A 24,524-nucleotide genomic window follows, 5' to 3' on the forward strand; every position below is an offset into this window, starting at 1 on the left:
CCGTCCCGCCTCCACGAATCTTCGATGAGACGCCGAAGGGCGTCCATCCCGCACCCGCCCGGAGGCCGGCTGCGAGCCACTCCATCTGAGGAATCAGCCCACACTAGCGCGAGGCGGAATCGTCCCGGAAGAGGGTTAAGCTTAACTTTGGCACTTTCGGCTCGTCCGCTCCCGAATGATCCCAAAAAGCCACAGTTCCCGGTTCCGCCGGGCGGATTCGGGATCGAGCGGACAACGCCGGGGTTTATCAGTACAGCGCAATTTTAAGAACTTTTGTTTATTTCCAGCGTCCGGCATTAGTGCCAGGAGCTTTCGACGATGAGTGTTTTCCTTGGCCTAAGTGGCCGCGTGATCGCCGGTTTTTCAATCATCATCGCCCTGATGATCGCCCTGGCGGGCTTCGCCATGACACAAGTCCGCTCGATCGAAGCGAGCCTGACGACGGCGAACGACGTCAACAGCGTCAAACAGCGCTATGCCATCAATTTCCGCGGCAGCGTCCATGACCGGGCCATCAGCCTGCGCGACGTGGTTCTCATGTCAGGACCCGAGAACCTGCGGGACAATCTCAGCACCATCACGCACCTGGCCGATCAGTATGCGACCTCTGCGGTCAAGCTCGACGCGATGCTGGCGAAGGGCGACGCCTCCCCGGAGGAAATCCGTATTCTCGAAGGCATCAAGGGCGTCGAGGCGCGCACGATGCCGGTGGTGGCCGCCGTCATCGAGAAGACGCAAGGCGGCGACCTCGCCGGCGCCAAGGCGCAGCTTCTCGCGGAAGGGCGCCCCGCCTTCGTGGAATGGCTGGCCCGAATCAACCAGTTCATCGACCTTGAGGAAGCCAAGAACCGGACCCTGACGGCCGAGACCCGAGAGGTGACGGCCGGCTTCCAGACGGTCATGCTCGGACTCTGCGGCGTCGCCCTCCTCATCGGCCTGGGCCTGGCGGCCTGGAACATCGTCTCGATCCGGCAGCTGCGCCCCGTGGTCGCCCGGATGCGGGACATGGCGCAGGGCAATCTCGACGGCCCCATCGCGCTCGCCTGCGCCCGGGACGAGATCGGCGACATCGTCGGCGCCCTGGGCCTGTTCCGGGACAGCCTGATCCGGTCGCGGGAGATCGAGGCATCCTCGGCCACCGCCCGCCTCGACGCGGAGGCCCAGCGCAGGATCGGCATGCGGGGAATGGCGGACGACTTCGAACGGGCCGTCGGCAACGCTCTCGGCACCGTCTCGACGGCGGCCTCCCACCTGCGCCACGCCGCCCAGGGCCTGACCTCCGTCGCCGACGAAACGGCCCGCCAGTCGAACAGCGTGGCGGCCGCCGCCGATGAAGCCTCCGGCAACGTCTCCAGGGTGGCCTCGGCGACCGCGAAGCTCGGCATGTCCGTGCAGGAAATCGCCCGGCAGGTGTCGAGCTCGTCCAGCCTGGCGCAGACGGCGGTGTCCGAGGCAACCCAGGCCGCCGCCATGGTCCAGAACCTGAGCGAGGCCGCGGCCCGAATCAGCGACGTGATCGGAATCATCTCGGCCATCGCGGGGCAGACCAACCTGCTCGCCCTCAACGCGACCATCGAAGCCGCGCGGGCCGGTGAGGCCGGACGGGGCTTCGCCGTCGTCGCCGCCGAGGTGAAGGAGCTGGCGAACCAGACGGCCCGAGCTACGGACGAGATCGCGGCGCAGATCAACCAGATCCAGGGCTCGACGGGCCATGCCGTGACGGCCATCGGCACGATCACCAACCGGATCGCGGAGCTGAACAACCGGGCCGTCTCCATCGCGATCGCCGTCGAGGAGCAGGGCGTGGCCACCCAGGAGATCACCCGCAACGTGGCCGAGGCCGTGGCCGGCACCGAGCGGGTGACCACCAACATCGCGGGCGTCGCCGGCTTCACGGGTGAGACCGGGGCCGCCGCGACGCAGGTCCTGTCCCTGGCCACGGAATTGTCGGCGCAGTCGGAGCGGCTGGGCGCCGAGATGAGCGGCTTCCTCGGCACCGTCCGCGCGGCCTGAGGTCTCCAGCACCGGGATCGCGCGATCCCGGTTCGCGACAGGCCAAACGAAAAGGCCCGGCCCAATCTCGGGCCGGGCCTTTTCGCGTCAGGAGGCGCCGTCGTCCCCCGGCCGGTGCGTCAGACCCGGTCGGCGACCGGATTTCTCATTTCTCCAAGGCCGCACTTGTCCAAGGCCGCTCTCGTCCAAGGCCGCTTTCGTCCAAGGCCGCTTTCGCGAGCCTCGATGGGTCTTGTCGAGCACGACCGGCTCCCTTTCCTTCAGGAGAGGGGACCCGCGCTGCCCGCGCGATCGGTACGGAGACGGGAGCGGGCGTCCGTTCGATCCGGGGCGATCGGCCGGAGATCGCGTCAGTAGCGGTAGTGGTCGGGCTTGAACGGGCCGTTCTCGGAGACGCCGATATAGGCGGCCTGGTCGGGGCGGAGCTTGGAGAGCTTCACGCCGATCTTCTCGAGGTGGAGGAGCGCCACCTTCTCGTCGAGGGCCTTGGGCAGGGTGTAGACCTGCTTCTCGTACTTGCCCGGGTTGGTCCAGAGCTCGATCTGGGCCAGCGTCTGGTTGGTGAACGAGGCCGACATCACGAAGGAGGGGTGGCCGGTGGCGTTGCCGAGGTTCACCAGGCGACCCTCCGACAGGAGGATGATGCGGTGGCCGTCGGGGAAGGTGATCTCGTCCACCTGCGGCTTGATGTTCGACCAGGTGAGGTTCTTCAGGCCGGCGACCTGGATCTCGTTGTCGAAGTGGCCGATGTTGCACACGATGGCGCGGTCCTTCATCGCCCGCATGTGCTCGATGGTGATGATGTCCTTGTTGCCCGTGGCGGTGACGAAGATGTCGGCGCGCGGAGCGGCGTCCTCCATCGTCACGACCTCGTAGCCTTCCATCGCGGCCTGGAGCGCGCAGATCGGATCGACCTCGGAGACGAGGACGCGGCAGCCGGCATGGCGCAGGCTGGAGGCCGAGCCCTTGCCGACATCGCCGAAGCCCGCGACCATGGCGACCTTGCCGGCCATCATGACGTCGGTGCCGCGGCGGATGCCGTCGACCAGCGACTCGCGGCAGCCGTAGAGGTTGTCGAACTTCGACTTGGTGACGGCGTCGTTCACGTTGATGGCCGGGAAGAGCAGCTTGCCCTCCTTGGCGAGGTTGTAGAGGCGGTGCACGCCGGTGGTGGTCTCTTCCGAGACGCCCTTGATCGAGTCGGCGAGACCCGCGAACCAGCCCTTCGGCTTCTCGGCGAGCTTCTTCTTGAGGAGCGCGAAGAAGATCTCCTCCTCCTCCGACTCCGGCTTGTCGAGGAAGGCGGTGTCGCCGTTCTCGGCGCGCAGGCCCAGGTGCACGAACATGGTGGCGTCGCCGCCGTCGTCGAGGATCATGTTCGGCATGCCGCCGTCATGCCAGTCGAACAGCTTCGAGGTGTAGTCCCAGTACTCCTCCAGGGTCTCGCCCTTGATGGCGAAGACCGGGATGCCGGCGGCCGCGATGGCGGCGGCGGCATGGTCCTGGGTCGAGTAGATGTTGCAGGAGACCCAGCGGATGTCGGCGCCGAGATGCTTCAGGGTCTCGATCAGCACGGCCGTCTGGATCGTCATGTGCAGCGAGCCGGCGATCTTCGCGCCCTTGAGCGGCTGCGACGGACCGAACTCCTCGCGGGTGGCCATCAGGCCCGGCATCTCGGTCTCTGCGATCGAGATCTCCTTGCGGCCGTAATCGGCCAGACCGATGTCCTTGACGATGTAATCCTGGGCCATGGGGGTTCGCTCCGTCTCTCGTTGCGTGTCGGCGAGGCCTATAGCAGGGCGTCGGACCGGAGGCAATCAAGATATAAAGATGTCTTTATGCGACCTATTCCAGATGCGAAGCTCGGCCACGCGCGGGTTCGCCGCCGGGCGGATGGACGGGGGCGCGAGACCTCGCCCCAACGGCTTCGTCCGCTGCCGGTGCGGCGTCTGAGCTTGCGCGAACCGCGAGGTGCCGGCGACCACGGGGGCGCCTGTCCGCGCCCCGTCGCGGTCGGGGGGCTTCGCGGGACGCGGGAGATCGGTCCGGCCGGCACCCGCGCCACGATTCGACCACCTCAACCCGCGTCGCGCAGCTGCCGGCGGATGATCTTGCCCGTGGTGGTCATGGGCAGGCTGTCGCGGAACGCGATCTCGCGGGGATACTCGTGCGCCGAGAGGCGCGTCCGCACGAAGGCCTGGATCTCGGCGGCCAGCGCGTCGGAAGCGGTGAATCCCTCGCGCAGGACGACATAGGCCTTCACGATCTCGGTGCGCAGCGGGTCGGGCTTGCCCACCGCGGCGGCGAGCGCCACCGCCGGATGGGCGCCGAGGCAATCCTCGATCTCGGTGGGGCCGATGCGGTAGGCCGCCGAGGTGATGAGGTCGTCCTCGCGCCCGACGAAGTGGACGTAGCCGTCGGCGTCGCGCCGGGCGGTGTCGCCGGTGAGCATCCAGTCGCCGGCGAACTTCCTGGCCGTCGCCTCCGGCTGGTTCCAGTAGCGCAGGAACATCACCGGGTCGGGCCGGGCGATGGCGATCTCGCCCGGCTCGTCGTCGGCGGCCTCGGTCCGGTCCGGCCGCAGGATCGCGACCCGATGCCCCGGCACCGGCCGCCCGGTGGAGCCGGCCCGCGCCACCCCGGCGGAGCGGCAGGCGGCGAGGACCAGGTTGCACTCGGTCTGGCCATAGGCCTCGCCGATGGTGAGCCCGAGTTCGCGCCGCGCCCAGTCGAAGGTCTCGGGGCCGAGGGCCTCGCCCGCGGAGGCGATGTTGCGCAGGCGCGCGAGGTCGAAGCGCCCGCGCGGGTCGGCGACGGCGCGCAGCATGCGCAGGGCGGTCGGCGGAAGGAACGCGAGGGTGACGGCCCGCTCGGCGATCAGCCGGAAGGCGGCCTCTGGCTCGAAGCGGAAGCTCGGGCAGGCCACCACCGGCAGGCCGAAATGCAGGCTCGGCAGGGTCGCGTTGAGGAGGCCGCCGGCCCAGGCCCAATCGGACGGGGTCCACATCCGGTCGCCGGGCTTCGGCGGGAAATCGTGCATCATGCAGAAGCCCGGCAGGTGCCCCAGCAGCACCCGGTGGGCGTGCAGCGCGCCCTTGGCCGGCCCGGTGGTGCCGGAAGTGTAGATCATCAGGGCGGGGTCGTCGGCCCGGGTGTCCACCGGCACGAACCCGTCCGGCGCCTCCGCCAGCAGGGCGTCGTAGCCGAGGGCCCGGCCCTGCGCGCCGTCGACGCAGACGACGCATTCGAGCGCCGGCAGGTCGGCGCGGATCGCGTCGATCTTGGCAAGGCCCGCCGCGTCGGTGATCAGGACCCGCGCGCCGGCATCGGTCAGCCGGTAGCGCAGGGCGTCCGGTCCGAACAGGCCGGCCAGCGGCAGCGCGATCGTCCCGAGCTTGTAGGCGGCCGCGTGCGCGATCACCACGGCGGCCGATTGCGGCAGCAGCACGCCGACGCGGTCGCCGGGCGCCACGCCCCGGCTCCGCAACCCCGCCGCCAGGCGGTCGGAGCGGTCCCGCAGGTCACCGAAGGTGAACTCCGAGACCCGCGCGCCGACCACCTCCTGGATCGCGACCCGGCCGGGCTCGCGCGCGGCCCAGCGGTCGCAGACATCGACGCCGATGTTGAAGCGCTCCGGGATGTCCCAGGCGAAACCGGCGACGAGCGCGGCATGGTCGGGTGCGGGCCTCAGCACGGCGGGCGGCTCAGGCTTCGCGGGCCTTGAAGGCGCCGGCGAAGGCGAAGTCGGTGATCGGGCGCCGCCCGTTCGGCACCTCCTTGGCCCGCTGCTCCTCGGTGAGGTCGGCCGGGTCCGCCGCGCGCCCGACGGCGTAGGCCGCCTCGACCTGATGGTCCGGGGGCACGGCGAGCGCGGTGACGGAGCGCTCCTTGTCGAAGCCGCCCATGCCGTGCACGTGCCAGCCCTGCCGGATCGCCTGGAGCTGGAAGTTCGCCGAGGCGGCTCCGGTGTCGAGGGAATGGCTGGCCGAGGGCTTCAGCCCGTCGCCGGTCTTCATCAGCTTGCTCGAGACGAGGATGACGAGGGCGCCGGCGCCCTCCGCCCACTTGCGGTTCCCCGGCACCAGCAGGTCGAGGAAGGTCTCCCATTCGGGCGTGCCGCGCAGGGCGTAGACGAAGCGCCAGGGCTGCGAGTTGTAGGAGGACGGGGCCCAGCGCGCGGCCTCGATCATCCGCAGCAGCTCGGATTCCGGCACGGCCTCGCCGGTGAAGGCGCGCGGCGACCACCGCTCGATGAAGAGCGGGTCGATGGCATGGTCGGGCTGGCGCGGGTTCGAGACGGTCACGGGCAGACTCCAGAAGGCGGAAGGGCCGGGGTGGGCGGCGTCGGGCGGCCCCTTCGCAGGGCCGATCCGCCGCGGCGCGCGGCCCCGCTCACGGCGAGGCATGCACGAGGTGGGGCCGGCGAGGCAATTGTCCATTCGGTCCCCCATCGCCGCAAGGGGGGTTCCCCCTGCGGCGCGGTGGCCGCGCACAACGGATCGGTCGCATTTTACGGATCGGGGAAAGCATGCCCACACGGGTCGCAGGCAATCTTGCGTCCGGGCCGCCGCCGGCCCGCCGATGGATCTCCCCACGCGTGACCGCTTCGTCTGCCGCCCGATCGTCCGACGATCCGGGCTCCCTGTCGTTTCGCGCCAGCGACCACCTGCTGATGCTCATCGAGCGGACCCTGCAGGCGACGCGCTGGCGCCTCGCCTTCCCGGCCGAGCTCGAGGCCCGGTTCGAGGCCGAGACCGGCCACCGGCGGGTCCGGCACCTGCGCCGCGCCACCCTGATCGGCCTGGCAGTCTTCCACCTCTATGCCTGGGCGGCCTACGTCACGACGCCCAACCTCGCGACGCTGAATCTCGCCTTCCGGATCGGCCTGGTGACGCCGATGGCGGTCGCGATCTTCGTGGCCCTGAGCCGGGTGCGCGCGCGGATGCGGGAGGCCCTGTGCGGCCTCGGCGTCCTGGCCGCGACGATGATCCCCGCGGGCACCCTCTGGCTCGGGCAGGGACCCAACCTCGCCCACGCGACCACGGCGATCTGGCTGACGGTGATCTTCGCCAACATCTCCCTGGCATTGCGGTTCACCTGGGCCTGCATCGTCTCGGGCACGGCCGCGCTCCTCGGCGGCCTCGCCATCGCGGCCCACCCGGAGATCGCCCCCGATCTCGCAGACCTGATCCGTCTCGACATGTTGATCGGCATCGCCTTCAGTCTGGCAGCCGCACACAAGATCGAGAGCGCCAACCGGCGCAACTATCTCTATACGTTACGGGAATCCCTGCGGGCGCAGCAGCTCGTCGTCGCCAACGCGCGCCTCATGCGCCTCTCGACCACCGACCCGCTGACCGGCCTCGCCAACCGGCGCGCCTTCTCGGAACGCCTCGATGCCCTGTGGCAGGCCTCCCGGGACGGCGATCCGTTCGCGCTGATGCTGGTGGATGTCGATCACTTCAAGCGCTTCAACGATCATTACGGACACGGGGCGGGCGACGCCTGCCTGTGCGCGGTCTCGCGCCTGCTGACCGCCCGGGCCGGAAGCGCCGCCGATCTCGTGGCGCGCTACGGCGGCGAGGAATTCGCCCTGCTGCTGCCGGGTCTCGACAGCGAGGCCGCCATCGCCCTGGCCGAGCGGACGCGCCTGTCGCTGAACACGCTGGCCCTGCCCCATGCCGGGCGCGGCGACGGGCTGGATCACGTGACGGTCAGCGTCGGCGTCGCCACGAGCCGCGACGGCGCGGCGACGCCGACCGCCCTGTTCGAGGCGGCCGACGAAGCCCTCTACCGGGCGAAGTCGGCCGGGCGGAACCGCACCGGCAGCGCCCGGCACCGCCCGGAGGCGGATCCCGGCCCGCAAGCGGCCCTGGCGGCATGGCCGGCCGGCGGAACCCCGGCCTTGCGACGCACGGCCTGAGCGTGCCCGGAACCGGTCCTCAATCGACCACGCGGGCGGTGGGGCGGTCGTTGCCCTGGGCGGTCTCGTCGTGCCAGGCGCCCTTGCTGTCCTGGTAGCGGATGCCTTCCGTCGAGCCCGGAACCTGCTGCTCGGCCGCGGCGGCCTGGGCCGCCTGAAGGGCCTCGTCGTGGCTCGGAAACGTCTCGGAGAACACGTCGCCCACCTTGTAGGCAAAGCCGCCGTCGTGTTCGACGATGCGATAGGTGATCTCGGACATCGGCCGTTCCTTCCCGTTTCGCGCGCGGGCACGGGTGCCGGGCGCATGTGGGAGGGCGAACACGGGGCGCTTCCGGAGGTTCCCCTCAGTGACGCGTCGGGCGCGCCCAGGACAGGTTCGGAAGCGCCGCCTCGCAGCCCGCGATCAGCGAGCCGCGCACGTCCGTCGGATCGTAGCCCGGCCCGTCGGGGAACCCGATCGCGTGGGTGGTTTCGCTGTCTTCCCGGCGAATGTGGGCGACCCAGCCCTCGGGCGCCCGCTCGAAGGCGATCTCGAAGACGGTCCCCGCCTGCTCGAACCGGTGCGGCTTCATCGTTCCGTCCCTCGACATCGTCCCGGCCCCCCCGGCGATCCGGCGCCCGCATCTCGCCGGATGTGGGGGCTTGCGGTATCGGAGCAAGGGACCCCATCGATCCGGCCGGATGCGGCCGGCCCCAGGAGCCGCATGCGCCCCCTCCTCCTCGCCCTTCTCGTGACGATTCTGTGCGCGGGCTCCGACGCCCGGGCCCAGTTCAGCCTGTTCGGCAGCGCCGATCGGACGCCGGCCAATCCCTTCGCATCGAACTACGCCTCGCCGCCGGCGCGCGGCAGCACCGAACGGCCGCGGCGTCTCCGCCGCGCGCCACCGAAGCCGGAGGCGCTTCGCCCGCCGCGGGACATCCCGCGCTGACGCCTCAGGCGGCGGGCAGCGCGTTGGCGATCGCGGTGACGATGCGCGGATCGTTGGGCTCGACCGAGGACGGGAAGGCGCCGATCAGGCTGCCGTCCCGGTCGACGAGGTACTTGTGGAAGTTCCAGCCCGGCGTGCTGCCGGGCTTCTCGGCGGCGGCCCAGCGGTAGAACGGGTGCGCGGCCGGCCCCCGGACATGGGTCTTGGCCGTCACCGGGAAGGTGACGCCGTGGTTCCGGCGCGCCGCCTCCGCGATGGCGACCCCGTCGAGGGGCTCCTGATTGCCGAAATCGGGCGACGGAACCGCGATGACGGTGAGGCCCCGGTCGCCGAAGCGGGTCCAGAGGCCCTGCAGTCCGGTGAATTGCCCGGCATAGCCGCAGGCCGTGGCGGTGTTGACCACCAGGATGGGCCGACCGGCATAGGCCGAGAGCGGCAGGGTGCCGCCCTCCGGCTTCTCGAAGGCGAAGGCGCCCGCCTTCGCGGCATCGGCCAGGGCCGGGCGGACGCCGCAGACGAGGGCACCGCCCAGGATCGCCAGGGCGTGACGGCGCGGCAGCGCGAAACGGGACTCGGGCGACATGGCGTTCCACTTGGCGTTCGACATGGTACGGCACCCCTTGGCGGGCGCGCGGACCGGTTCCGCCGCCCCTATGCCCAGGAACCTAAGGCCGGACCGGCGTTCGTCCATTCACCATGCCGTATCGCGGGAACCTTTGGCGGAGGCCCGAACTTGAGCGTGTGCCATCACGGCCCCCTCGTTCGACCTTCGGCTCGATTTTTCGAAAGACTCCGCCCATGCGCAGCCTGTTGCTCGGCACGGCTCTTCTCGCTGCCAGCGCCACCCTCGCCCTCGCTCAGTCGCCGGGTGCCAACGCGCCCGCCGCCGCGTCGGCACCGGTCCAGGCCGCTCCCGCCACCCTCGCCAACGATCTGCGCCCCACCTTCGTGGTGCAGAACAAGAGCGACATGGTCACCTCGAAGTTGGTCGGCCTCACCATCCAGAACGCCGGCAACGAGACCATCGGCGAGATCGCCGACGTGGTGCTCGACGAGAAGAACACCGTGAAATCCTGGGTGGTCGGCGTCGGCGGCTTCCTCGGCATCGGCACCAAGTACGTCGCCGTCGACCCCAGCGCCCTGAAGCTCGTGCGCGTCGACGACGCCACCCTGAAGGCGACGATCGACACCAACAAGGATCAGCTCCGCGCCGCGCCGGAATACATCTATCTCGGCAAGGCCAAGCCGAACGCCGATGCCAAGCCGACGACGGACGCCACCACGAACACGGATGCGAAGGTGAATCCCGACCCGAAGCCGGCGGACGCCCCCAAGGCGCAGTGATCGCCCCGAGGATCGCCACCTCGCGTTCGTCGCGATCCAACTCTCGAAAGCCTTCGCGTCCGCGCGAGGGCCGTTTCCATGCGAGGGCTTTGCCCGTCCGGGAGCGCGACCGATACGCTCGCGCCGATCGTCAGAAAACCGTCACGTGATCGGGGTATCCGGCTCGCCGAGCGGAGCGGGTCGATCCCGGCGGGAGGTGGCGAGCATCCGGTTTGTCGCGCCCCGGAGAGGCCTCGCATCACGCAGGGCTGCGAAGAGCGTCCCACACCGTGCTGGCGACGTTGTCGATGCGCCGGAGCGCGATCAGGCCGTCGCGGTCGTTTGGGAACTGGGCATCGAACAGGTCTTCGAGCCACTGGGTCGGGTCTTCCTCGCTCGCCAGGGATTCGAGGTCGCTGGCGAAGACGATGCGCAGGTCCGGGCGAAGGGCCCGGGCTTCGAGGGCGAGTTTCTGGCAGCAGAGCTTGCCCTGCAGGCTCACGTCGGTGACGAGAACATCGACGGGAAGGCCCAGAGCCAGGACCGTCATCGCATCGACGCCGCAATCCACCGTGGTGGCCGCGAATCCCGCCCGCCGGATCTGGGACGAGACCTCGTCGCGCCAATGCTTCTGGCGGCCGGCGATCAGGACCTGGACGCCATAGGCGCCACCTGGTGAAATCGGTCGTTCCATAGTCGACACTCTCCCGTCGCGCCTGGACATCCGTGCCGATCACCTCGGAAACTGTGCGTCGCAGCATGCTATGTCACGTTCGCTCGAACAGACAAGCCCTCTTCCCCTGGAGGCGGACGACTTTCGGGTTCCGTCCGTCTCCGTTTCGCTCGATCCGGACGTCCCCGGGCGCCCCGCGATGCTGCACTGCGGCGAGCGCGCAAGTGCTTGATCTGCAAGGCTTCGGGACACCGGGTCGGGATGCGACGGCCGGATGACGCTCACCGCGGTTGACGAAGGCGGCGCGGGCGGGGCAACACCGGCCACGCCGCGCGCCCGAGACGGCCGCAGAGATCCGGAGCCCCCGTCCATGTCGTCTGCCAAGAGCCCCCCCGTCTCGCCGCTGGCGCCCCGGACCCAACCGCAGCTGCCGGCGATTCGCGGCGTCGGGCTCGCGACCGCGCAGGCGGGCATCCGCTATTCGGGCCGGACGGACGTGCTCTACGTGGCGCTCGCCGCGGGCACGCAGGCGGCCGGCGTGTTCACCCGCTCGAAATGCCCCTCGGCCCCGGTGGATTGGTGCCGCGAGGCGCTGGGCAGCCCGGGCGCCCGCGCCCTCGTGGTCAATTCCGGCAACGCCAACGCCTTCACGGGCCTGCGCGGGCGCGAGGCCGTGGCGTTGACGGCCCGGATCGCGGCCGAGGCGGCGGGCTGCCGCCCGGAGGAGATCTTCATCGCCTCGACCGGCGTCATCGGCGAGCCCCTGGACGCCACGAAGTTCGAGGGCGTGCTCGCCGACTGCGCCGGCCGGACGCAGGAGGGTGCCGAGGCCTGGGCCGCCGCCGCCCAGGCGATCATGACCACCGACACCTTCCCCAAGCTCGCCACCCGCCGGGCCACGATCGACGGCGTCACCGTCACCCTCAACGGCATCGCCAAGGGCGCCGGCATGATCGCGCCCGACATGGCCACCATGCTGAGCTTCGTCTTCACCGACGCCGCCCTGCCGCAGGACGTGCTCCAGGCGCTCCTCACCGCCGGCACGGCCACGAGCTTCAACTGCGTGACCGTGGACGGCGACACCTCCACCTCCGACACCCTGATGCTGTTCGCGACCGGTGCCGCCGGCAACGCCGCGATCTCCACCGCCGACGATCCGCGCCTGTCCGCGTTCCGCGCCGCCCTCGACGACCTCCTAGTGGAGCTGGCCCAGCTCGTCGCCAAGGATGGCGAGGGCGCCCGCAAGTTCGTCACCGTGCAGGTCACGGGCGCGACCGGCGACGCCTCGGCCCATCGGATCGCCATGTCCATCGCCAACTCGCCCCTGGTGAAGACCGCCATCGCGGGCGAGGACGCCAACTGGGGCCGGGTGGTGATGGCCGTCGGCAAGGCCGGCGAACCGGCCGACCGCGACCGCCTCGCGATCTGGTTCGGCGACGTGCGCGTCGCCCGCGAAGGCGCCCGCGACCCGGATTACAGCGAGGCGGCGGCGAGCGCGGTGATGCGCGAGCCCGACGTCACCGTGCGGGTCGACCTAGGCCTCGGCGAAGGCAGCGCGCGCGTCTGGACCTGCGACCTGACCAAGCTCTACATCGAGATCAACGGGGACTACCGCTCATGAGGCGCGCCGGAGCGTTCGCCCTCCTCGCGCTGGCGCTGCTCGGCGCCGGCGGCGCGGTGCGGGCCGAGGACAGGCCGGGGCCGACCGAGGGCCGGATCAGCGTCGTCGGGCGCGCCCGCTCCGAGGTGGCGCCGGACTTCGCGTCGGTCGAGATCGGCGTCGAGGCCAGGGGCGCGACCCCGGCCGTCGCCCTCGACGGCGCCAGCACCGCCGCCAAGGCGATCCTGGTCCTGGCCGCCGAGTTTCAGGTCCCGGAGGCGGATCTCGGCACCTCCGCCGTGACGCTGCAGCCGGTCACACGCTCGGTCCGCCAGTCCGACGGGACCTTCACCGAGAAGCCGGACGGCTACCGGGCCAGCAACACGGTGCGGGTGCGCCTCGCCGATATGGGGCGCCTCGGCGACCTGATGCGCCGCGCCCTCGACGGCGGCGCGAACCGCATCGACGGCGTCAGCTTCGGCCTGCGCGATCCCGACACGGCCGAAAGCGCCATGCGCAGCGCGGCGATGAAGGACGCGCGCGCCCAGGCCGAGCGCCTGGCGGAGGCGGCCGGCGTCACGCTCGGGCGGGTGGTGTCGATCCAGTCCCCGGCCACGGGCAGCCCCCCGCCGATCGCCTTCGCGGCGCCCGCGCCGATGCGGTCCAAGCGCGGCGGCGCTCCGGTGCCCCTCGTCGCCGGCACGATCGAGACCGCCGCCGACGTCGCCGCGACCTTCGCGATCGCCCCGTGACCGCCGCGGCGCCCGCGCCCCTGCGCATCCTCCTCGTGGTCGCCGTCGCCCTGGTCGATGCCGACGGGCGCGTGCTCCTCGCCCAGCGCCCGCCGGGCAAGCAGCTCGCCGGCCTGTGGGAGTTTCCCGGCGGCAAGGTCGATCCGGGCGAGCGGCCGGAGGAGACCCTGATTCGCGAGCTCGCCGAGGAGCTCGGCATCGGCGTGCGGGAGGCCTGCCTCGCCCCCCTCACCTTCGCGAGCCACGCCTATCCGGATTTCCATCTCCTTATGCCGCTCTACATCTGCCGGCGCTGGGAAGGCCTGCCACGCTCCATGGAGGGTCAGGTCCTCAAATGGGTGCGCCCGCGCGACCTCAAGGACCAGCCGATGCCGCCGGCGGATGCACCGCTGATCCCCTTCCTGCTGGATCTGCTCGGCCCCTGATCCACTTCCGAGGCACAGACCCCGTCCGGCGCGACCCGCCCCGTCGGGAGAAGGAGTGGAGCGCATGGCACGCAGGGCAGCGGCGAAACCGGCGACGAAGGCGGGTCACGTTCAGGCCCCGGGTGCCGGCAAATCCGGAGCCGGCGAGTCCGGTGCAGGCAAGCCCGGTACCGGCAAGCCCGGTACCAGCAAGCCCGGCCCGGCCAAGCCGAAGCGCGCGTCGCGAAAGACCACGCCGAGCCCCGAGACCCTGACCGAGCTCGGGCTGGAGCGCCTGATCGGCCTCGTCCTGTCCGAGACGGCGCGCAACCCGACCTTCAAGAAGCTGGTGACCGCGGCGGTGGCGAGCCTGCAGGGGCCGGACGCCATCGCGGCGCTGGTCGACCGGCGGCTCACCGCCCTGGAGCGGGGCCAGGGCTACATCGACTGGCAGAAACAGCGCGCCTTCGCGGCCGACCTCGACGCCATGCTCACCACCGTGGTGACCGAACTCGCCGCCCTGGACCCCCGATCGGCCCTCGACCGGCTGATCCGCTTCCTCGGCGGCGCCGGCGACGTCCTTGGGCGGGCCGAGGATTCGAGCGGACGCATCCACGGCGTCTACGAGCGCGCGGCCGATGCGGCCGCCGCGCTGATCGTCGACCTGCCCACGGAGGAGGCTGCCGGGGTCGCCACCGGACTGGTGATCCGCCTCGGCGCGGACGGCCACGGCTTCGTCGAAACCCTGCTGCACGATCTGATCCCGCGGCTGCCCGAGGGGGCGCTGGCGCCCCTCGACGTGGCGCTGGCGACCGCCACGCCCCCGGCTCCGGAGGGCCGGGCCAGCGACCAGGGAGCCTGGGCCGCCCGGCTGGCGCGCAGCCGCGTCGTCCGGATGCGTCAGGCCCTGGCCGACCGGGCCGGCGACGTCGACGCCTTCATCGGCTTCGAGCAGGCGGTGTCCCCCGAGCAGCCGGACCGGGTGCGGATCGCCGAGCGGCTGCTGGCGGCGGGCCGGGCAGCGGAGGCGCTGGACTGGATCCGCCGGCCGCAGAAGCGCGGGCCGGTCGTGGTCACCCGGGAGGCCCTGCTCACGGGGCATTTCGACCCTGACGCTCCCGAACGGGCGCGCCAGGCCGTGGAGATCCGAATCCTCGACAGCCTCGGGCAAACCGAGGCCGCACAGGCCCTGCGCTGGGCGGCCTTCGGGCGCAACCTCGATCCGGCGATGCTGCGGGCCTACCTCGCCAAGTTGCCCGATTTCGAGGACGACGAGGCGCTGGAGCGCGCCTTCGACCACGCGGAAGCCCATCCGGACCGCTACCGGGCCCTGGCCTTCCTCACCCACTGGCCGAATGCGGACCGCGCCGCCCGCCTGGTCTTGGCCCATCGCGGCAGCTGGGACGGGACCCGCTACGAGATCCTGGCGCCCGCCGCCGAGGCTCTCGAGCGGACCCGGCCGGAAGCGGCGGCCGAACTCTACCGCCTGCTCATCGATTCCATCCTGGAACACGGGCGCAGCGCCGCCTACGGCCACGCCGCCCGCTACCTCGACGCCCTCGACGGCCTGACGGAGGATCCGGAGGCCTACCGCGGCACGCTGCGTCGTCTGCACGGACGCAAGGCCGCGTTCTGGTCCCAGGTCCGGGACTGACGGCCGCGCTCGGTCAGTCCTGCTCGATCGGGTCGATCTTGTCCGGATAGAACGCGAGATGCCCGGCGATGGCGGCCACCGCCGGATAGGGCGCCTCGTAGCTCCAGACCGCGTCCGGCCGGTCGGCGTCCGGCGTCGTCAGCGTGAAGTAGCTCGCATCCCCCTTGTACGGACAGTGGCTGCGGCGGGCGCTCGGGGCGAAATGCTCCCAGCGGGCGTCGGCCCGCGGGACGTAGAAGACCGGCGGATAGTCCGCCTCGGTGAGCACGAGGGCGGACTCGGTCTCGGCGAGAAGCGTCCCCGCGAGCCGGATCCGCAGCCGGCCGGTATGCGGGACGATGGCGATCGGATGGTCGGGTCCGGGCTGCCTCATGGTTCGTGTCTCACGGGTTCTGTCCTTCGGGCTTGCGTTCGGTGGTGCCCAGGGCCTCGGCGAGGCGCGTCTGCGCGGTGCCGGGCTTCAGGGGCTTCTGCTGGCTCTCGTGCGGGGCCCAGCCCGAGAGCCACAGGATCTCGAAGCTGGCGCGGATGCGCCCGTCGGGATCGGAGAAGCGCTCGGCATAGAGGGCGGCGGCACGCAGGAGCGTGTCGCGGCGCAGGGGGGTGCGGCGGCGGTCGATCAGGACGTTGGTCAGCCCCATGGCGCGCAGGTCGTGCATCAGCGCGAACGGGTCGGGAAAGCGCACCGTGACCGTCTCGACATCGGTGACCGGCAGGGCGAAGCCGGCCCGCTGCAGCAGGCTGCCCATCTCGCGGACCTCGGCGAAGGGGGCGACGCGCGGGCTGACGCCGCCCTCGACCTCGCTCTCCGCCTGCCCGAAGACCTGGCGCAGCTCCGTCAGGGTCCGGCCGCCGAGGAGGCAGCCGATGAACAGCCCGTCGGGGCGCAGGGTCCGGCGCAGCTGCGCAAGGGCGCCGGGCAGGTCGTTGACGTGCTGCAGGGCGAGGAGCGAGACGGCGAGGTCGAACCGGCCCGGCGCCAGCGGCAGGATCTCGGGGTCGGCGAGGACCGCGCCGGCCTCCGCGCGGGGCGCGAGGCGGGTGAGGTGCCCGACCCGGCCGGATTCGCGCAGGCGCCCGGCGGCGAGCGACGACGGGGTGCCGAGGTCGACGGCCTCGGCAAAGGTCCGCAGCACCGCCCCGAGGCGGTCCTCCAGATCGTCGACGACCCTGCGCAGCAGGAAGTCGGCATAGCCGGCCCGGTGGGCACGGGCGAGGCGGCGGCGGGCGAGGCCCGTATCGAACAGCGGGGGCGCGGTCATCACGATCTAGATGGCGCGCCGGGATCGTGCGCGCCAGCGGCAACGGGGACGGAACGTGATTCCGGCCCTCGCTGTTAAGGCCCAGCGATTCGACGACGAATCGAGGAGATCAGACGCCATGAAGTCCATTTTGTTCGGCGCGGCCCTCACCCTCGCTGGGATCAGCCTCGGCACCACCGGCGCCGAGGCCAAGGGCTGCATCAAGGGTGCGCTCGTCGGCGGCGTCGCCGGCCACGTGGCGGGCCATGGGGTCCTCGGCGCCGCGGCCGGCTGCGTCGTCGGCCGCCATCAGGCCAACAAGCGCGACCGCGAGCAGAACCAGGCTCAGCCGCAGCAGCAGGCCCGCTGAGCACAATCACAGATCGTATCCCGGCGATGCGGGTGGTAGGGTGGCCGTCATGGCACCCGCCGCCCGCCTCGTCGCGCTTCGACTGCGCGCCTCACTCCGAGGTGCCCTCGCGTTGGTCTATCCGCCGACCTGCCCGGGCTGCGGCGGCGCCATCGCCGACCCGCACGCCCTCTGCGCCCGCTGCTGGTCGGGCCTGCGGCTGATCGAGCAGCCCTGCTGCGCCCGCTTCGGCACGCCCTTCGCCATCGACCACGGCACCGGCACGCTGCTCTCCCCGCGCGCCATCGCGGATCCACCGGTCTTCGGACAGGCGCGGGCGGTGGCCCTCTACGAGGGCGTCGCCCGCGACCTCGTCCATCGCCTGAAATACGAGGACCGCCTGGATCTCGGTCCCGCGCTCGCCGGGATGATGGCGGGCGCCGGGACCGACCTCCTGACCCGGGCGGATTGCCTCGTGCCGGTGCCGCTGCACCGGTGGCGCCTGTGGCGGCGCCGCTTCAACCAGGCCGCCCTCCTGGCGCGGCGGATCGGCCGCATCGCCGGGCGGCCTGCCGAGCCGGGCTACCTCGCCCGCGTGAAGGCGACGCGCCCGCAGGTGGGCCTGAGCCGGGTGGCCCGGGCGACGAACCTCCAGGGCGCCTTCCGGGTCCCGGAGGCGGCGCGGCCCCGGCTGCAGGGCCGACGCATCCTCCTGATCGACGACGTGATGACCACCGGTGCCACGGCCAACGCCGCCGCGCGGGTCCTCCTGCGCGGCGGCGCGGCTTCGGTGGATGTCCTGACCTTCGCGCTGGTGGCGGAGGAGATCGGCTGAGCGCCGGCGGTGCCGCTCAGGCCGTGAGCGGATCGAGGCGGCCGGCCTCGGCGTGCTCGGGCGTGCTCGGTGCCAGCACCTTGCCGCGCGGGCCGACCCAGGTGCCGACCCATTTGCGCTGCCAGACCAGCAGGCAGACCAGGACCAGGGCGGCGAAGACCGCGTAGCCGACGAAGCCGAGGGCGAAGGAGCCGGTATACTGCTTCGACAGGCCCATCACGTTGGGCAGGATCGCGCCGCCGAGGGCCCCGACCTCGCCGATCATCGAGCCGGCCACCGCCGTGTTGGCGGGCCAGCGCAGGGGCACGAGCTGGAACAGGGCGCCGTTGCCGGCCCCGAGGGCGGCGAAGCACAGCATGAACAGGGCCGTGGTCAGCGCCAGCGAGGGCGAGGCCGTGAGGAGCAGGAACGAGCCGACGGCGGCGAGCAGCACCACGGACAGCACCAGGATGCCGCCGAGCCGGTCGGCGAAGTAGCCGCCGACGACGCGGATGCCGGAGCCCATCAGGGCCGCCAGCATGGTGAGGCGGCCGGCCTCGACCTTGGTCACGGCGAACTGCTCGTAGAAGAACGTCGGCAGGAAGTTCGACAGGCCGATGAAGCCGCCGAAGGTGATGATGTAGATGAGGTTGAAGGCCCAGCCGTCCTTTTGGAACAGGCAGGAGACGTGCTCCTTGAAGGACTGGTGCTCGGCGTCAGGGGGCTCCTTGGCGAAGACGATCATCACGATCAGCGGGATCGCCATGACGCAGCCGGCAAAGCCGTAGACGGTCTGCCAGCCATAGGCCTGGGCCAGGGGCGGCGCGAACAGCACGGCGAGCACCGTGCCGGAATTGCCGGCTCCGGCGATGCCCATCGCGAGGCCCTTGTGCTCCTTCGGGAACCAGCCCGACCCGAGGGACAGGGCGACGCCGAAGGAGGCGCCGGCGATGCCGAGGAGCACGCCCATGGCGAGCACCTCGTCGTAGGTGTCCACGTAGAAGAAGCCGAAGGCCATCGCGAACATGATCACCGTCATCTCGGTGATGGCGGCGTTCTTGCGGCCGATATACTGGGCCAGGATCCCGAGCGGGAAGCGCATGATCGCGCCCGCCAGGATCGGCAGCGAGATCATGAAGCCGGTCTGGGCCGGGGTCAGCTTGTAGGTCTCGGTGATGAACGGACCCATGGCGCCGTTGAGCACCCAGATCGCGAAGCAGAAATCGAAGTAGAGGAAGGCGGCGAACAGAGTCGGAGGATGACCGGATTTCATCACGGTCTTGAAGCTGGCCATGGAGTGCGTCTCGAGGTTCGCGGCCGCGGAGCGGCCGTTCGTGCCAAGGGATCCGGACTCACGCCGTCCGCGTGCGGAGCGCCTTTGCTCCGCGCGTCGCCGACTGGCGACGAGTCGAGCCAAGCACCGAACGTGCCAGATCTTCGGAGGTCGTCCACGCCCATGCCTGCCCGGTCCGCGGGCATCTGGCTGCCGACGGCAGCGGCATCGGGCTGCCGCACGAGGCGGCACTGCCCAGAAGTTATTCGGCGCAGGTCCCGGGCTCAGCCGTCGGCCTGGAAGGCTGCTAGGGGTGCGGTGATCACGCAGGTGACGCCATCGGCGGGAAAGTCGAGGTCGATGGTGCCCCCGACCTGCCCGGCGAGTCCGCGCTCGATGAAGCGCGAGCCGAATCCCTTGCGGGTCGGCCGCGTCACCGGCGGCCCGCCGATCTCGGCCCAGGAGAAGGCGAGGCTGGGCTCGCCGGCCTCGTCGCGCACGTCCCAGCGGATCGCCACGTGCCCGTTCTCCTCGGAGAGCGCCCCGTACTTGGCCGCATTGGTGGCGAGTTCGTGCAGCATCAGCGCCAGCGACAGGGCCGGCTTGGCGCCGATCTCGAGTTCGGGTCCGTCGAGGCGGAAACGGCCCTCCCGGTCCTCGTGCAGCTTCAGGGCGCCCCGCACCACCGGGCCGATCAGGGTGCTGCCGAGGGCGCCTCCCATCAGGAGGTCGTGTGCCTGGCCCAGCGCGATGAGGCGGCCGGCGAGCACCTCCTTGGCCGTATCGACGTCGACGGCCGTGCGCATGGTCTGCGTCGCGATCGACTGCACCATGGCCAGCAGGTTCTTCATGCGGTGGCTGAGTTCGCGGTTGACCAGCTCCTGCTGCTCCTCGGCCCGCAGGCGGGCCACGGCGGCGCGGGTGCGGTCGACGACGTTGCGCACGAAGTCGAGGATGTCCGGCGTCCAGTCGCGCCACTTCGAATCGTGCAGGCAGAACACCGCCACGAGCTGTCCGCGCTCCATCAGCGGCAGGTTGATGACGGTGCGCACGTCGAGGGCGCGGAAGGCCGCCGACCGGTCCGCGGTGCGCGGATCGGTCTCCACGTCCGCGATGACGACGGCCAGCCCCCGGCGCAGCTCCGGCAGGTAGGAGCCGTAATCGGCGTAGCGGTGGCGGCCGACCAGGGTGCCCGCCCCCGGCAGGGTCCAGTCCCGGACGATGTCGAGGTAGACCCCGGAATCGTCGAGCACGCCGTAGGCCGCGCGGGTCAGCCCGAGGGTGCGGCCGGCGATCTCGGCGGCCACGAAGGCGATCTCGCCGGGGTCCCGTAACTCGCGCAGGCGTTCGCCGAGCTCGACCAGGGCCGCCTGGCGCTCCTCGGCCCGCTTGCGTTCGGTGATGTCCACCGAAGCCCCCGGAAACCGCAGCGGCGTCCCGTCTGCGGCCCGCACCAGGCTCCCGCGGGCGATCACCCAGCGATGGGAGCCGTCCGGCTGGAGGATGCGGTACTCGCAGGCGAATTCCTTGGCGCCCGCGAAGAGGCGGTCGAGCTCGGCCTGGAACCGCGGCATGTCGTCGGGATGGAAGTTGCGGATGTACTCCGCCAGGGGCGCCCCGAGGGCGGCGCGGTCCGGATCGACGGTGTAGATCCGGGCGAAGTTCGGATCGGCGTAGATCACGTCCTCGCGCAGGTCCCAGTCCCAGGTTCCGATCATGCCGGACGCGTTGAGGGCGAGGCTCAGGCGCTCCTCGCTCCGGCGCAGGCGGGCATTGGCCGCCTTGCGCTCGGTGATGTCGGTCAGGGTCAGGACGCCGCCCTGCACCACCCCGTCCTCGATGATGGGCGCGTTGTTGGTGATCACGTCGATGGGCGAGCCGTCCTGGCGGAAGAAGGTCGCCTCGCGGTCCCGCAGGGCGACGCCGCTGCGCAGGGACCGGACGACCTCGCACTCCTCCCGCGGGAAGGGCCGGCCGTCGGGATGGTGGTGATGCGCCGTGTCGTGGAGGTTGCGGCCGATCAGGCCGCCGCGGGGCCAACCCAGCATCGCCTCGGCGGCGGGATTGGCGAACGTGACGACGTCGTCCTCGCTCAGGCGGACCACCGCCTCGCTCAAGTGGTCGGTGACGGTCTGGAGCAGGGCCGTCTGCTTCCGGAGGTCCTCCTCGGCCCGGCGCTCGGCCGTCCGGTCGCGCAGGATCTTGAGATAGCCGATGTGGCGGTCCGCCTCGTCCCTGAGGGGCATCATCTCGCCCATGCCCCAGAAGCGCGAGCCGTCCTTGCGCATGTGCCAGCGCTCGTCGTTGGCCCGGCCGAGTTCGCGGGCGAGCCGCATCTCGTGATCGGGCACGCCGCGCGTCCGGTCCTCCGGCGTGAAGAAGAGGTCGGCGGCCCGACCCGTCATCTCGGCCTCGCTCCAGCCGAGGACGCTCTCGGCCCCCGCATTCCAGCTCGTGATCCGGCCGGCGAGGTCCAGGGTGATGATGCCGTAGTCGATGGCGCTCCCGATGATCGCCGCGTTGTGCCGGTCGCTCGCGCGGCGCTCCTTCAGGGCGCGCCGCAGGCCGAGTTCGGTCATGACCCGACCGGCCAGGGTGCGCAGGATGAAGCCCTGCGCCTCGGTCAGCGCGCGCGGCTTCGTGTCGAGGACGCAGAGGGTGCCCAGGGCCGCCCCTTCCGGCGTGCGCAGGGGCATGCCGGCGTAGAAGCGCACGTGCGGCGTACCGGTGACGAGGGGGTTCGCGTCCGTGCGCGGATCCCGGGTCGTGTCGGGAATGACGAAGAGGCCGTCCTGCTGCACCGCGTGGGCGCAGATCGACTCCGTGAGCGCGGTCTCGGGACGCGGGAACCCGACCCGGGCCTTGAACCACTGGCGGTCGGTATCCACCAGCGAGATCAGGCAGACCGGCATCTCCAGCATCCGGGAGGCGAGCGTGACGATGTCCTCGAACGCGTCCTCGGGGGCGGTGTCCAGGATGTCGTAGCGCGCGAGGGCCTCGGGCCCCGTCTCGGGCGCGTCGCCGATCCTACTCAAGCATTCCTCCGGCCACGCTCCCGCCGACGCGCCTCGCCCCGATCGAGGTGGCCGTTCTCAGGATCCGACGCATGGCCCGACAAGCTTTAACCAAGCGCGGGCGATTGTCCTACGCTCAAGCGCGCAGCCAGCGTCGATTTCCCGTGGGGACCTCCGGCGCGGCGCGCGACCCCGCTCACCGGCAGACCGTGACGCCGCGGACCACCCAGCCCTCCCCGGCCTGCCAGAGCTTGCGACGGGTGCGCTGGCAGGTGGGGTTCTCCGGCTCGGTGGAGGTCCAGCTTGTCACCGGTGCGGACGGCTCCGGCGCGGGCGGGGTGCGGCTGCGGCCGGCCTGGCTCTCGCCGGCCATCAGCGTGACGAGCAGAAGCGCCGCGAGCGCCGCATGGGGCGCGCGGTTACGGGGACGCGGAGGGACCGGCACGGGTCGCGTTCCATGTATTCGAGGATGGGGGTCGGCGTGTGAGCAGCTATGTCGGCACGGCCCGGGGTTTTGCAACCGGCCCGCAACCGGATCGCGGCACTGGGCACCGTTTTTTCGTCGACATGGTGAAAGCGCGATACCACCGTATTCGCGCGGGTCTTCGAAAGGTTTTCCGGATGGTTTCCAAGGGCGGTGATTGTGCCCGCACTGCATCGCCCGCGAACTTTAGCGCTCTTGCAGGGCTGCCCTTCGTCCACACGACGTGACGGCTCTGCGTCGACTTGCTAGGCCCGGGCACGAACGACCCATCTCCGACGACTGCCCGAGCACCGCCCCATGTCTCACACGACCCGCCGCACGCTTCTCTCCGGGGCGACGACGAGCCTCGCGCTCCTCACGCCCGTCGGGTCCGCCCTCGCCCAGGGACGCGGCCTCTTCGGCGGCGCCATCGACGGGGATGGCGCCTACGACGACGAGCGCCTCTATCGCGACGAGGACGGGCGGCTCTACCGGCGCCGGGGCGGCCAGTACGTGCCCTATTCCGAGCGCGGGGCCGAACGCGATCTCGACCCGGTGCGGAGCCAGCGCGGCCGGCCCGCAATGGCGGACGATCCGGATGCGGACCTCTACGCCCCGCGCCAGGTGCCCCCGGCCTCGGCCCAGCAGGCCGCTCCGGCCAAGCCCGTCGACAACGGCCCCATCGACTTCAACCGCGCCTACGCGGCGATCACCGACGAGCCCTTTCCGGTCTATGCCTTCAACTGGCGCAAGGCGAACCCGTCCTTCCTGCGCCAGGAGGTCGCCTATACGGGCTCGGAGACCCCGGGCACCATCGTGATCGACCCCCGGGCCCACCACCTCTTCCTCGTCCAGCCGAACGGCCGGGCGCGACGCTACGGCGTCGGCGTCGGCAAGCAGGGTTTCTCGTGGTCCGGCGCCTCGACGGTGAATTCGAAGCAGATGTGGCCGGACTGGTATCCGCCCAAGGAGATGATCGCGCGCACGCCGAAGCTGGCGCGCTCCGTTTCCCAGCTCCAGAGCGGCCTCGGCGTGCCCGGCGGCTCGCGCAATCCCCTCGGCGCGCGGGCGCACTATCTCTGGCAGGGCAACAAGGACACCCTCTACCGCATCCACGGAACCCTCGAGCCGGAATCGATCGGCAAGAGCGTCTCGTCGGGCTGCATCCGGATGATCAACCAGGATGTCATCGACCTCTACGGCCGTGTCGAGATCGGCTCCCGCGTGGTGGTGCTGGGCTGACGCGAACGGCCTCCCCCTCACGGCGTGAGGAAGAGGCCGCTGCCGTCGAATCTCGGTGGAGTTGCGCGGTGCCCCCGTGACGGGCGCGGCGGTACGCCCCTCAGGCCTCGGTGATCTCGCCCTCGCGCACCGCGCGCTCGCTGCTGCCGGATTTGATCCGGTAGAACGGCTCGCCGGTCTGGTCCTCGGGAACGAGGCGGATCACCTCGAAGACGTCGGTGATGTCGGTCTTCGGGGAGGTGTAGCCGATCTGGGCGCGGCGCACGCGCTGGCCGATCTTGAACTTGTGGGACATGGCGCTTGTCTCCTCGGTGGAGGTCTGGCGGACCGGGGTCGCGCCAAGGGTGGTGCCGCCGGCCGCGGCGGTCCCGGTGATGCGGGCCCGTCCCATGGGACGCGCCGCCTGGCGGGTTCGCGCCGAACCCGCCGCGTCTCGTCGCAGGATCAACGGATCCCGGCGCCGTTCTTAGCGGCGCGCCTTGGCCTTGCGGGCGGCGTAGCGGGCATCGCGCTGGGCCTTCTGCTCCAGACGGGCGGCAGCGGCCTGGGCCACCTTCTCCTCGGCGGAACGGATCTCCTCGGCGGCCTGACGCTCGCGCTCGGCCTCGGCCTCGGCGGCACGCTGGGCTTCGGCCTCGAGCCGGGCCTGCTCGCGAGCCGCCACGCGGATCTCGCGCTCCCGAGCGATCTGCGCCCGCTCCGCCTTGCGGGCGACCACGGCCGGATCATCCGCTGCCGGGCGATCGCGGAAGCGCGCCAGTGCCGCGGCACGGGCTTCGGTCGCGGCCTTGAGGCGGTCGGTCATCGAGTTCGGGTTGAATTGGCTCACACAGGATCCTGTCATGCGGGAGGCCGCC

Annotated in this window: 25 protein-coding genes; 11 read left to right on the plus strand and 14 right to left on the minus strand. The window is 71.2% G+C overall.

What is annotated here, in order from left to right; genetic code table 11:
- Positions 1-318: 318 nt before the first annotated feature.
- Complete coding sequence (locus tag ACLBWX_RS09835; protein ID WP_447676877.1) at positions 319-2,013, plus strand: methyl-accepting chemotaxis protein; 1,695 nt, start codon at positions 319-321, stop codon at positions 2,011-2,013.
- Positions 2,014-2,363: 350 nt separating this feature from the next.
- Here the strand turns inward: ACLBWX_RS09835 and ahcY are convergent, their stop codons facing one another.
- The 3 genes from ahcY to ACLBWX_RS09850 all read right to left on the minus strand — a co-directional run bounded on the left by ahcY (position 2,364) and on the right by ACLBWX_RS09850 (position 6,317).
- The gene (ahcY, locus tag ACLBWX_RS09840) at positions 2,364-3,764 is read right to left on the minus strand and encodes an adenosylhomocysteinase (RefSeq protein ID WP_238275457.1); all 1,401 of its coding nucleotides are present in this window, start codon (positions 3,762-3,764) and stop codon (positions 2,364-2,366) included.
- Between the two features lie 326 nt (positions 3,765-4,090).
- Positions 4,091-5,707: an AMP-binding protein gene (locus tag ACLBWX_RS09845; protein WP_447676878.1), complete on the minus strand. Its 1,617-nt coding sequence runs from the start codon at positions 5,705-5,707 to the stop codon at positions 4,091-4,093.
- A 10-nt stretch (positions 5,708-5,717) separates the two neighbouring features.
- Complete coding sequence (locus ACLBWX_RS09850) at positions 5,718-6,317, minus strand: nitroreductase family protein (RefSeq protein ID WP_447676879.1); 600 nt, start codon at positions 6,315-6,317, stop codon at positions 5,718-5,720.
- A gap of 293 nt (positions 6,318-6,610) precedes the next feature.
- Between ACLBWX_RS09850 and ACLBWX_RS09855 the strand changes: the two genes are divergently transcribed.
- The gene (locus ACLBWX_RS09855) at positions 6,611-7,936 is read left to right on the plus strand and encodes a diguanylate cyclase domain-containing protein (RefSeq protein ID WP_447676880.1); all 1,326 of its coding nucleotides are present in this window, start codon (positions 6,611-6,613) and stop codon (positions 7,934-7,936) included.
- Between the two features lie 19 nt (positions 7,937-7,955).
- On the opposite strand, the gene ACLBWX_RS09860 is transcribed toward ACLBWX_RS09855, so the two are convergent.
- On the minus strand, positions 7,956-8,195 hold the full coding sequence (locus tag ACLBWX_RS09860; RefSeq protein WP_447676881.1) for a hypothetical protein: 240 nt from the start codon (positions 8,193-8,195) through the stop codon (positions 7,956-7,958).
- A gap of 85 nt (positions 8,196-8,280) precedes the next feature.
- Positions 8,281-8,508: a hypothetical protein gene (locus ACLBWX_RS09865; RefSeq protein ID WP_447676882.1), complete on the minus strand. Its 228-nt coding sequence runs from the start codon at positions 8,506-8,508 to the stop codon at positions 8,281-8,283.
- 132 nt (positions 8,509-8,640) lie between these two features.
- Between ACLBWX_RS09865 and ACLBWX_RS09870 the strand changes: the two genes are divergently transcribed.
- Positions 8,641-8,865 (plus strand): hypothetical protein, encoded by a 225-nt coding sequence (locus ACLBWX_RS09870; protein WP_447676883.1) that lies wholly within the window; start codon positions 8,641-8,643, stop codon positions 8,863-8,865.
- Between the two features lie 4 nt (positions 8,866-8,869).
- On the opposite strand, the gene ACLBWX_RS09875 is transcribed toward ACLBWX_RS09870, so the two are convergent.
- On the minus strand, positions 8,870-9,472 hold the full coding sequence (locus ACLBWX_RS09875) for a glutathione peroxidase (protein WP_447676884.1): 603 nt from the start codon (positions 9,470-9,472) through the stop codon (positions 8,870-8,872).
- A gap of 191 nt (positions 9,473-9,663) precedes the next feature.
- Here ACLBWX_RS09875 and ACLBWX_RS09880 point away from each other — a divergent pair, with 191 nt between their 5' ends.
- Positions 9,664-10,209, plus strand: a complete 546-nt coding sequence (locus ACLBWX_RS09880; protein ID WP_447676885.1) for a PRC-barrel domain-containing protein — start codon at positions 9,664-9,666, stop codon at positions 10,207-10,209.
- 238 nt (positions 10,210-10,447) lie between these two features.
- Here the strand turns inward: ACLBWX_RS09880 and ACLBWX_RS09885 are convergent, their stop codons facing one another.
- Positions 10,448-10,882 (minus strand): histidine kinase, encoded by a 435-nt coding sequence (locus ACLBWX_RS09885; RefSeq protein ID WP_447676886.1) that lies wholly within the window; start codon positions 10,880-10,882, stop codon positions 10,448-10,450.
- Between the two features lie 349 nt (positions 10,883-11,231).
- Here ACLBWX_RS09885 and argJ point away from each other — a divergent pair, with 349 nt between their 5' ends.
- The 4 genes from argJ (at position 11,232) to ACLBWX_RS09905 (ending at position 15,271) form a co-directional block, all read left to right on the plus strand.
- Positions 11,232-12,482, plus strand: a complete 1,251-nt coding sequence (argJ, locus tag ACLBWX_RS09890; RefSeq protein ID WP_447676887.1) for a bifunctional glutamate N-acetyltransferase/amino-acid acetyltransferase ArgJ — start codon at positions 11,232-11,234, stop codon at positions 12,480-12,482.
- Entirely contained in the window at positions 12,479-13,213 is a 735-nt protein-coding gene (locus tag ACLBWX_RS09895) for an SIMPL domain-containing protein (protein ID WP_447676888.1), read from the plus strand. Before argJ ends, ACLBWX_RS09895 begins: the two co-directional genes overlap by 4 nt.
- The gene (locus ACLBWX_RS09900; protein WP_447676889.1) at positions 13,210-13,638 is read left to right on the plus strand and encodes a (deoxy)nucleoside triphosphate pyrophosphohydrolase; all 429 of its coding nucleotides are present in this window, start codon (positions 13,210-13,212) and stop codon (positions 13,636-13,638) included. The genes ACLBWX_RS09895 and ACLBWX_RS09900 overlap by 4 nt, the downstream gene beginning before the upstream one ends.
- 64 nt (positions 13,639-13,702) lie before the next feature.
- Positions 13,703-15,271, plus strand: a complete 1,569-nt coding sequence (locus ACLBWX_RS09905; protein ID WP_447676890.1) for a DUF6880 family protein — start codon at positions 13,703-13,705, stop codon at positions 15,269-15,271.
- A 13-nt stretch (positions 15,272-15,284) separates the two neighbouring features.
- Here the strand turns inward: ACLBWX_RS09905 and ACLBWX_RS09910 are convergent, their stop codons facing one another.
- Together ACLBWX_RS09910 and ACLBWX_RS09915 are read right to left on the minus strand one after the other, a co-directional pair.
- Positions 15,285-15,644, minus strand: a complete 360-nt coding sequence (locus tag ACLBWX_RS09910) for a DUF427 domain-containing protein (protein ID WP_447676891.1) — start codon at positions 15,642-15,644, stop codon at positions 15,285-15,287.
- A 10-nt stretch (positions 15,645-15,654) separates the two neighbouring features.
- Positions 15,655-16,533 (minus strand): methyltransferase domain-containing protein, encoded by an 879-nt coding sequence (locus ACLBWX_RS09915; RefSeq protein WP_447676892.1) that lies wholly within the window; start codon positions 16,531-16,533, stop codon positions 15,655-15,657.
- 118 nt (positions 16,534-16,651) lie between these two features.
- On the opposite strand from ACLBWX_RS09915, the gene ACLBWX_RS09920 reads away from it, so the two are divergent.
- Both ACLBWX_RS09920 and ACLBWX_RS09925 read left to right on the plus strand, forming a co-directional pair.
- Positions 16,652-16,882, plus strand: a complete 231-nt coding sequence (locus ACLBWX_RS09920) for a hypothetical protein (protein ID WP_447676893.1) — start codon at positions 16,652-16,654, stop codon at positions 16,880-16,882.
- Between the two features lie 49 nt (positions 16,883-16,931).
- Positions 16,932-17,696 (plus strand): ComF family protein, encoded by a 765-nt coding sequence (locus ACLBWX_RS09925; RefSeq protein WP_447676894.1) that lies wholly within the window; start codon positions 16,932-16,934, stop codon positions 17,694-17,696.
- 16 nt (positions 17,697-17,712) lie between these two features.
- Here the strand turns inward: ACLBWX_RS09925 and ACLBWX_RS09930 are convergent, their stop codons facing one another.
- The 3 genes from ACLBWX_RS09930 to ACLBWX_RS09940 all read right to left on the minus strand — a co-directional run bounded on the left by ACLBWX_RS09930 (position 17,713) and on the right by ACLBWX_RS09940 (position 22,407).
- On the minus strand, positions 17,713-18,969 hold the full coding sequence (locus ACLBWX_RS09930; RefSeq protein WP_447676895.1) for an MFS transporter: 1,257 nt from the start codon (positions 18,967-18,969) through the stop codon (positions 17,713-17,715).
- A 263-nt stretch (positions 18,970-19,232) separates the two neighbouring features.
- A complete protein-coding gene (locus ACLBWX_RS09935; RefSeq protein WP_447676896.1) occupies positions 19,233-21,983 on the minus strand; it encodes a PAS domain S-box protein in 2,751 nt (916 codons plus the stop codon).
- Between the two features lie 175 nt (positions 21,984-22,158).
- Complete coding sequence (locus tag ACLBWX_RS09940; protein WP_447676897.1) at positions 22,159-22,407, minus strand: hypothetical protein; 249 nt, start codon at positions 22,405-22,407, stop codon at positions 22,159-22,161.
- 336 nt (positions 22,408-22,743) lie between these two features.
- Between ACLBWX_RS09940 and ACLBWX_RS09945 the strand changes: the two genes are divergently transcribed.
- Positions 22,744-23,667 carry a L,D-transpeptidase gene (locus ACLBWX_RS09945; RefSeq protein WP_447676898.1) on the plus strand — a complete coding sequence of 308 codons (924 nt, stop codon included), beginning with the start codon at positions 22,744-22,746 and terminating at the stop codon, positions 23,665-23,667.
- A 100-nt stretch (positions 23,668-23,767) separates the two neighbouring features.
- Here the strand turns inward: ACLBWX_RS09945 and ACLBWX_RS09950 are convergent, their stop codons facing one another.
- Both ACLBWX_RS09950 and ACLBWX_RS09955 read right to left on the minus strand, forming a co-directional pair.
- On the minus strand, positions 23,768-23,962 hold the full coding sequence (locus ACLBWX_RS09950) for a hypothetical protein (RefSeq protein ID WP_447676938.1): 195 nt from the start codon (positions 23,960-23,962) through the stop codon (positions 23,768-23,770).
- A 171-nt stretch (positions 23,963-24,133) separates the two neighbouring features.
- The gene (locus ACLBWX_RS09955; RefSeq protein ID WP_447676899.1) at positions 24,134-24,496 is read right to left on the minus strand and encodes a DUF6481 family protein; all 363 of its coding nucleotides are present in this window, start codon (positions 24,494-24,496) and stop codon (positions 24,134-24,136) included.
- Positions 24,497-24,524 lie beyond the last annotated feature (28 nt).

Source organism: Methylobacterium sp. M6A4_1b (genome assembly GCF_053345175.1).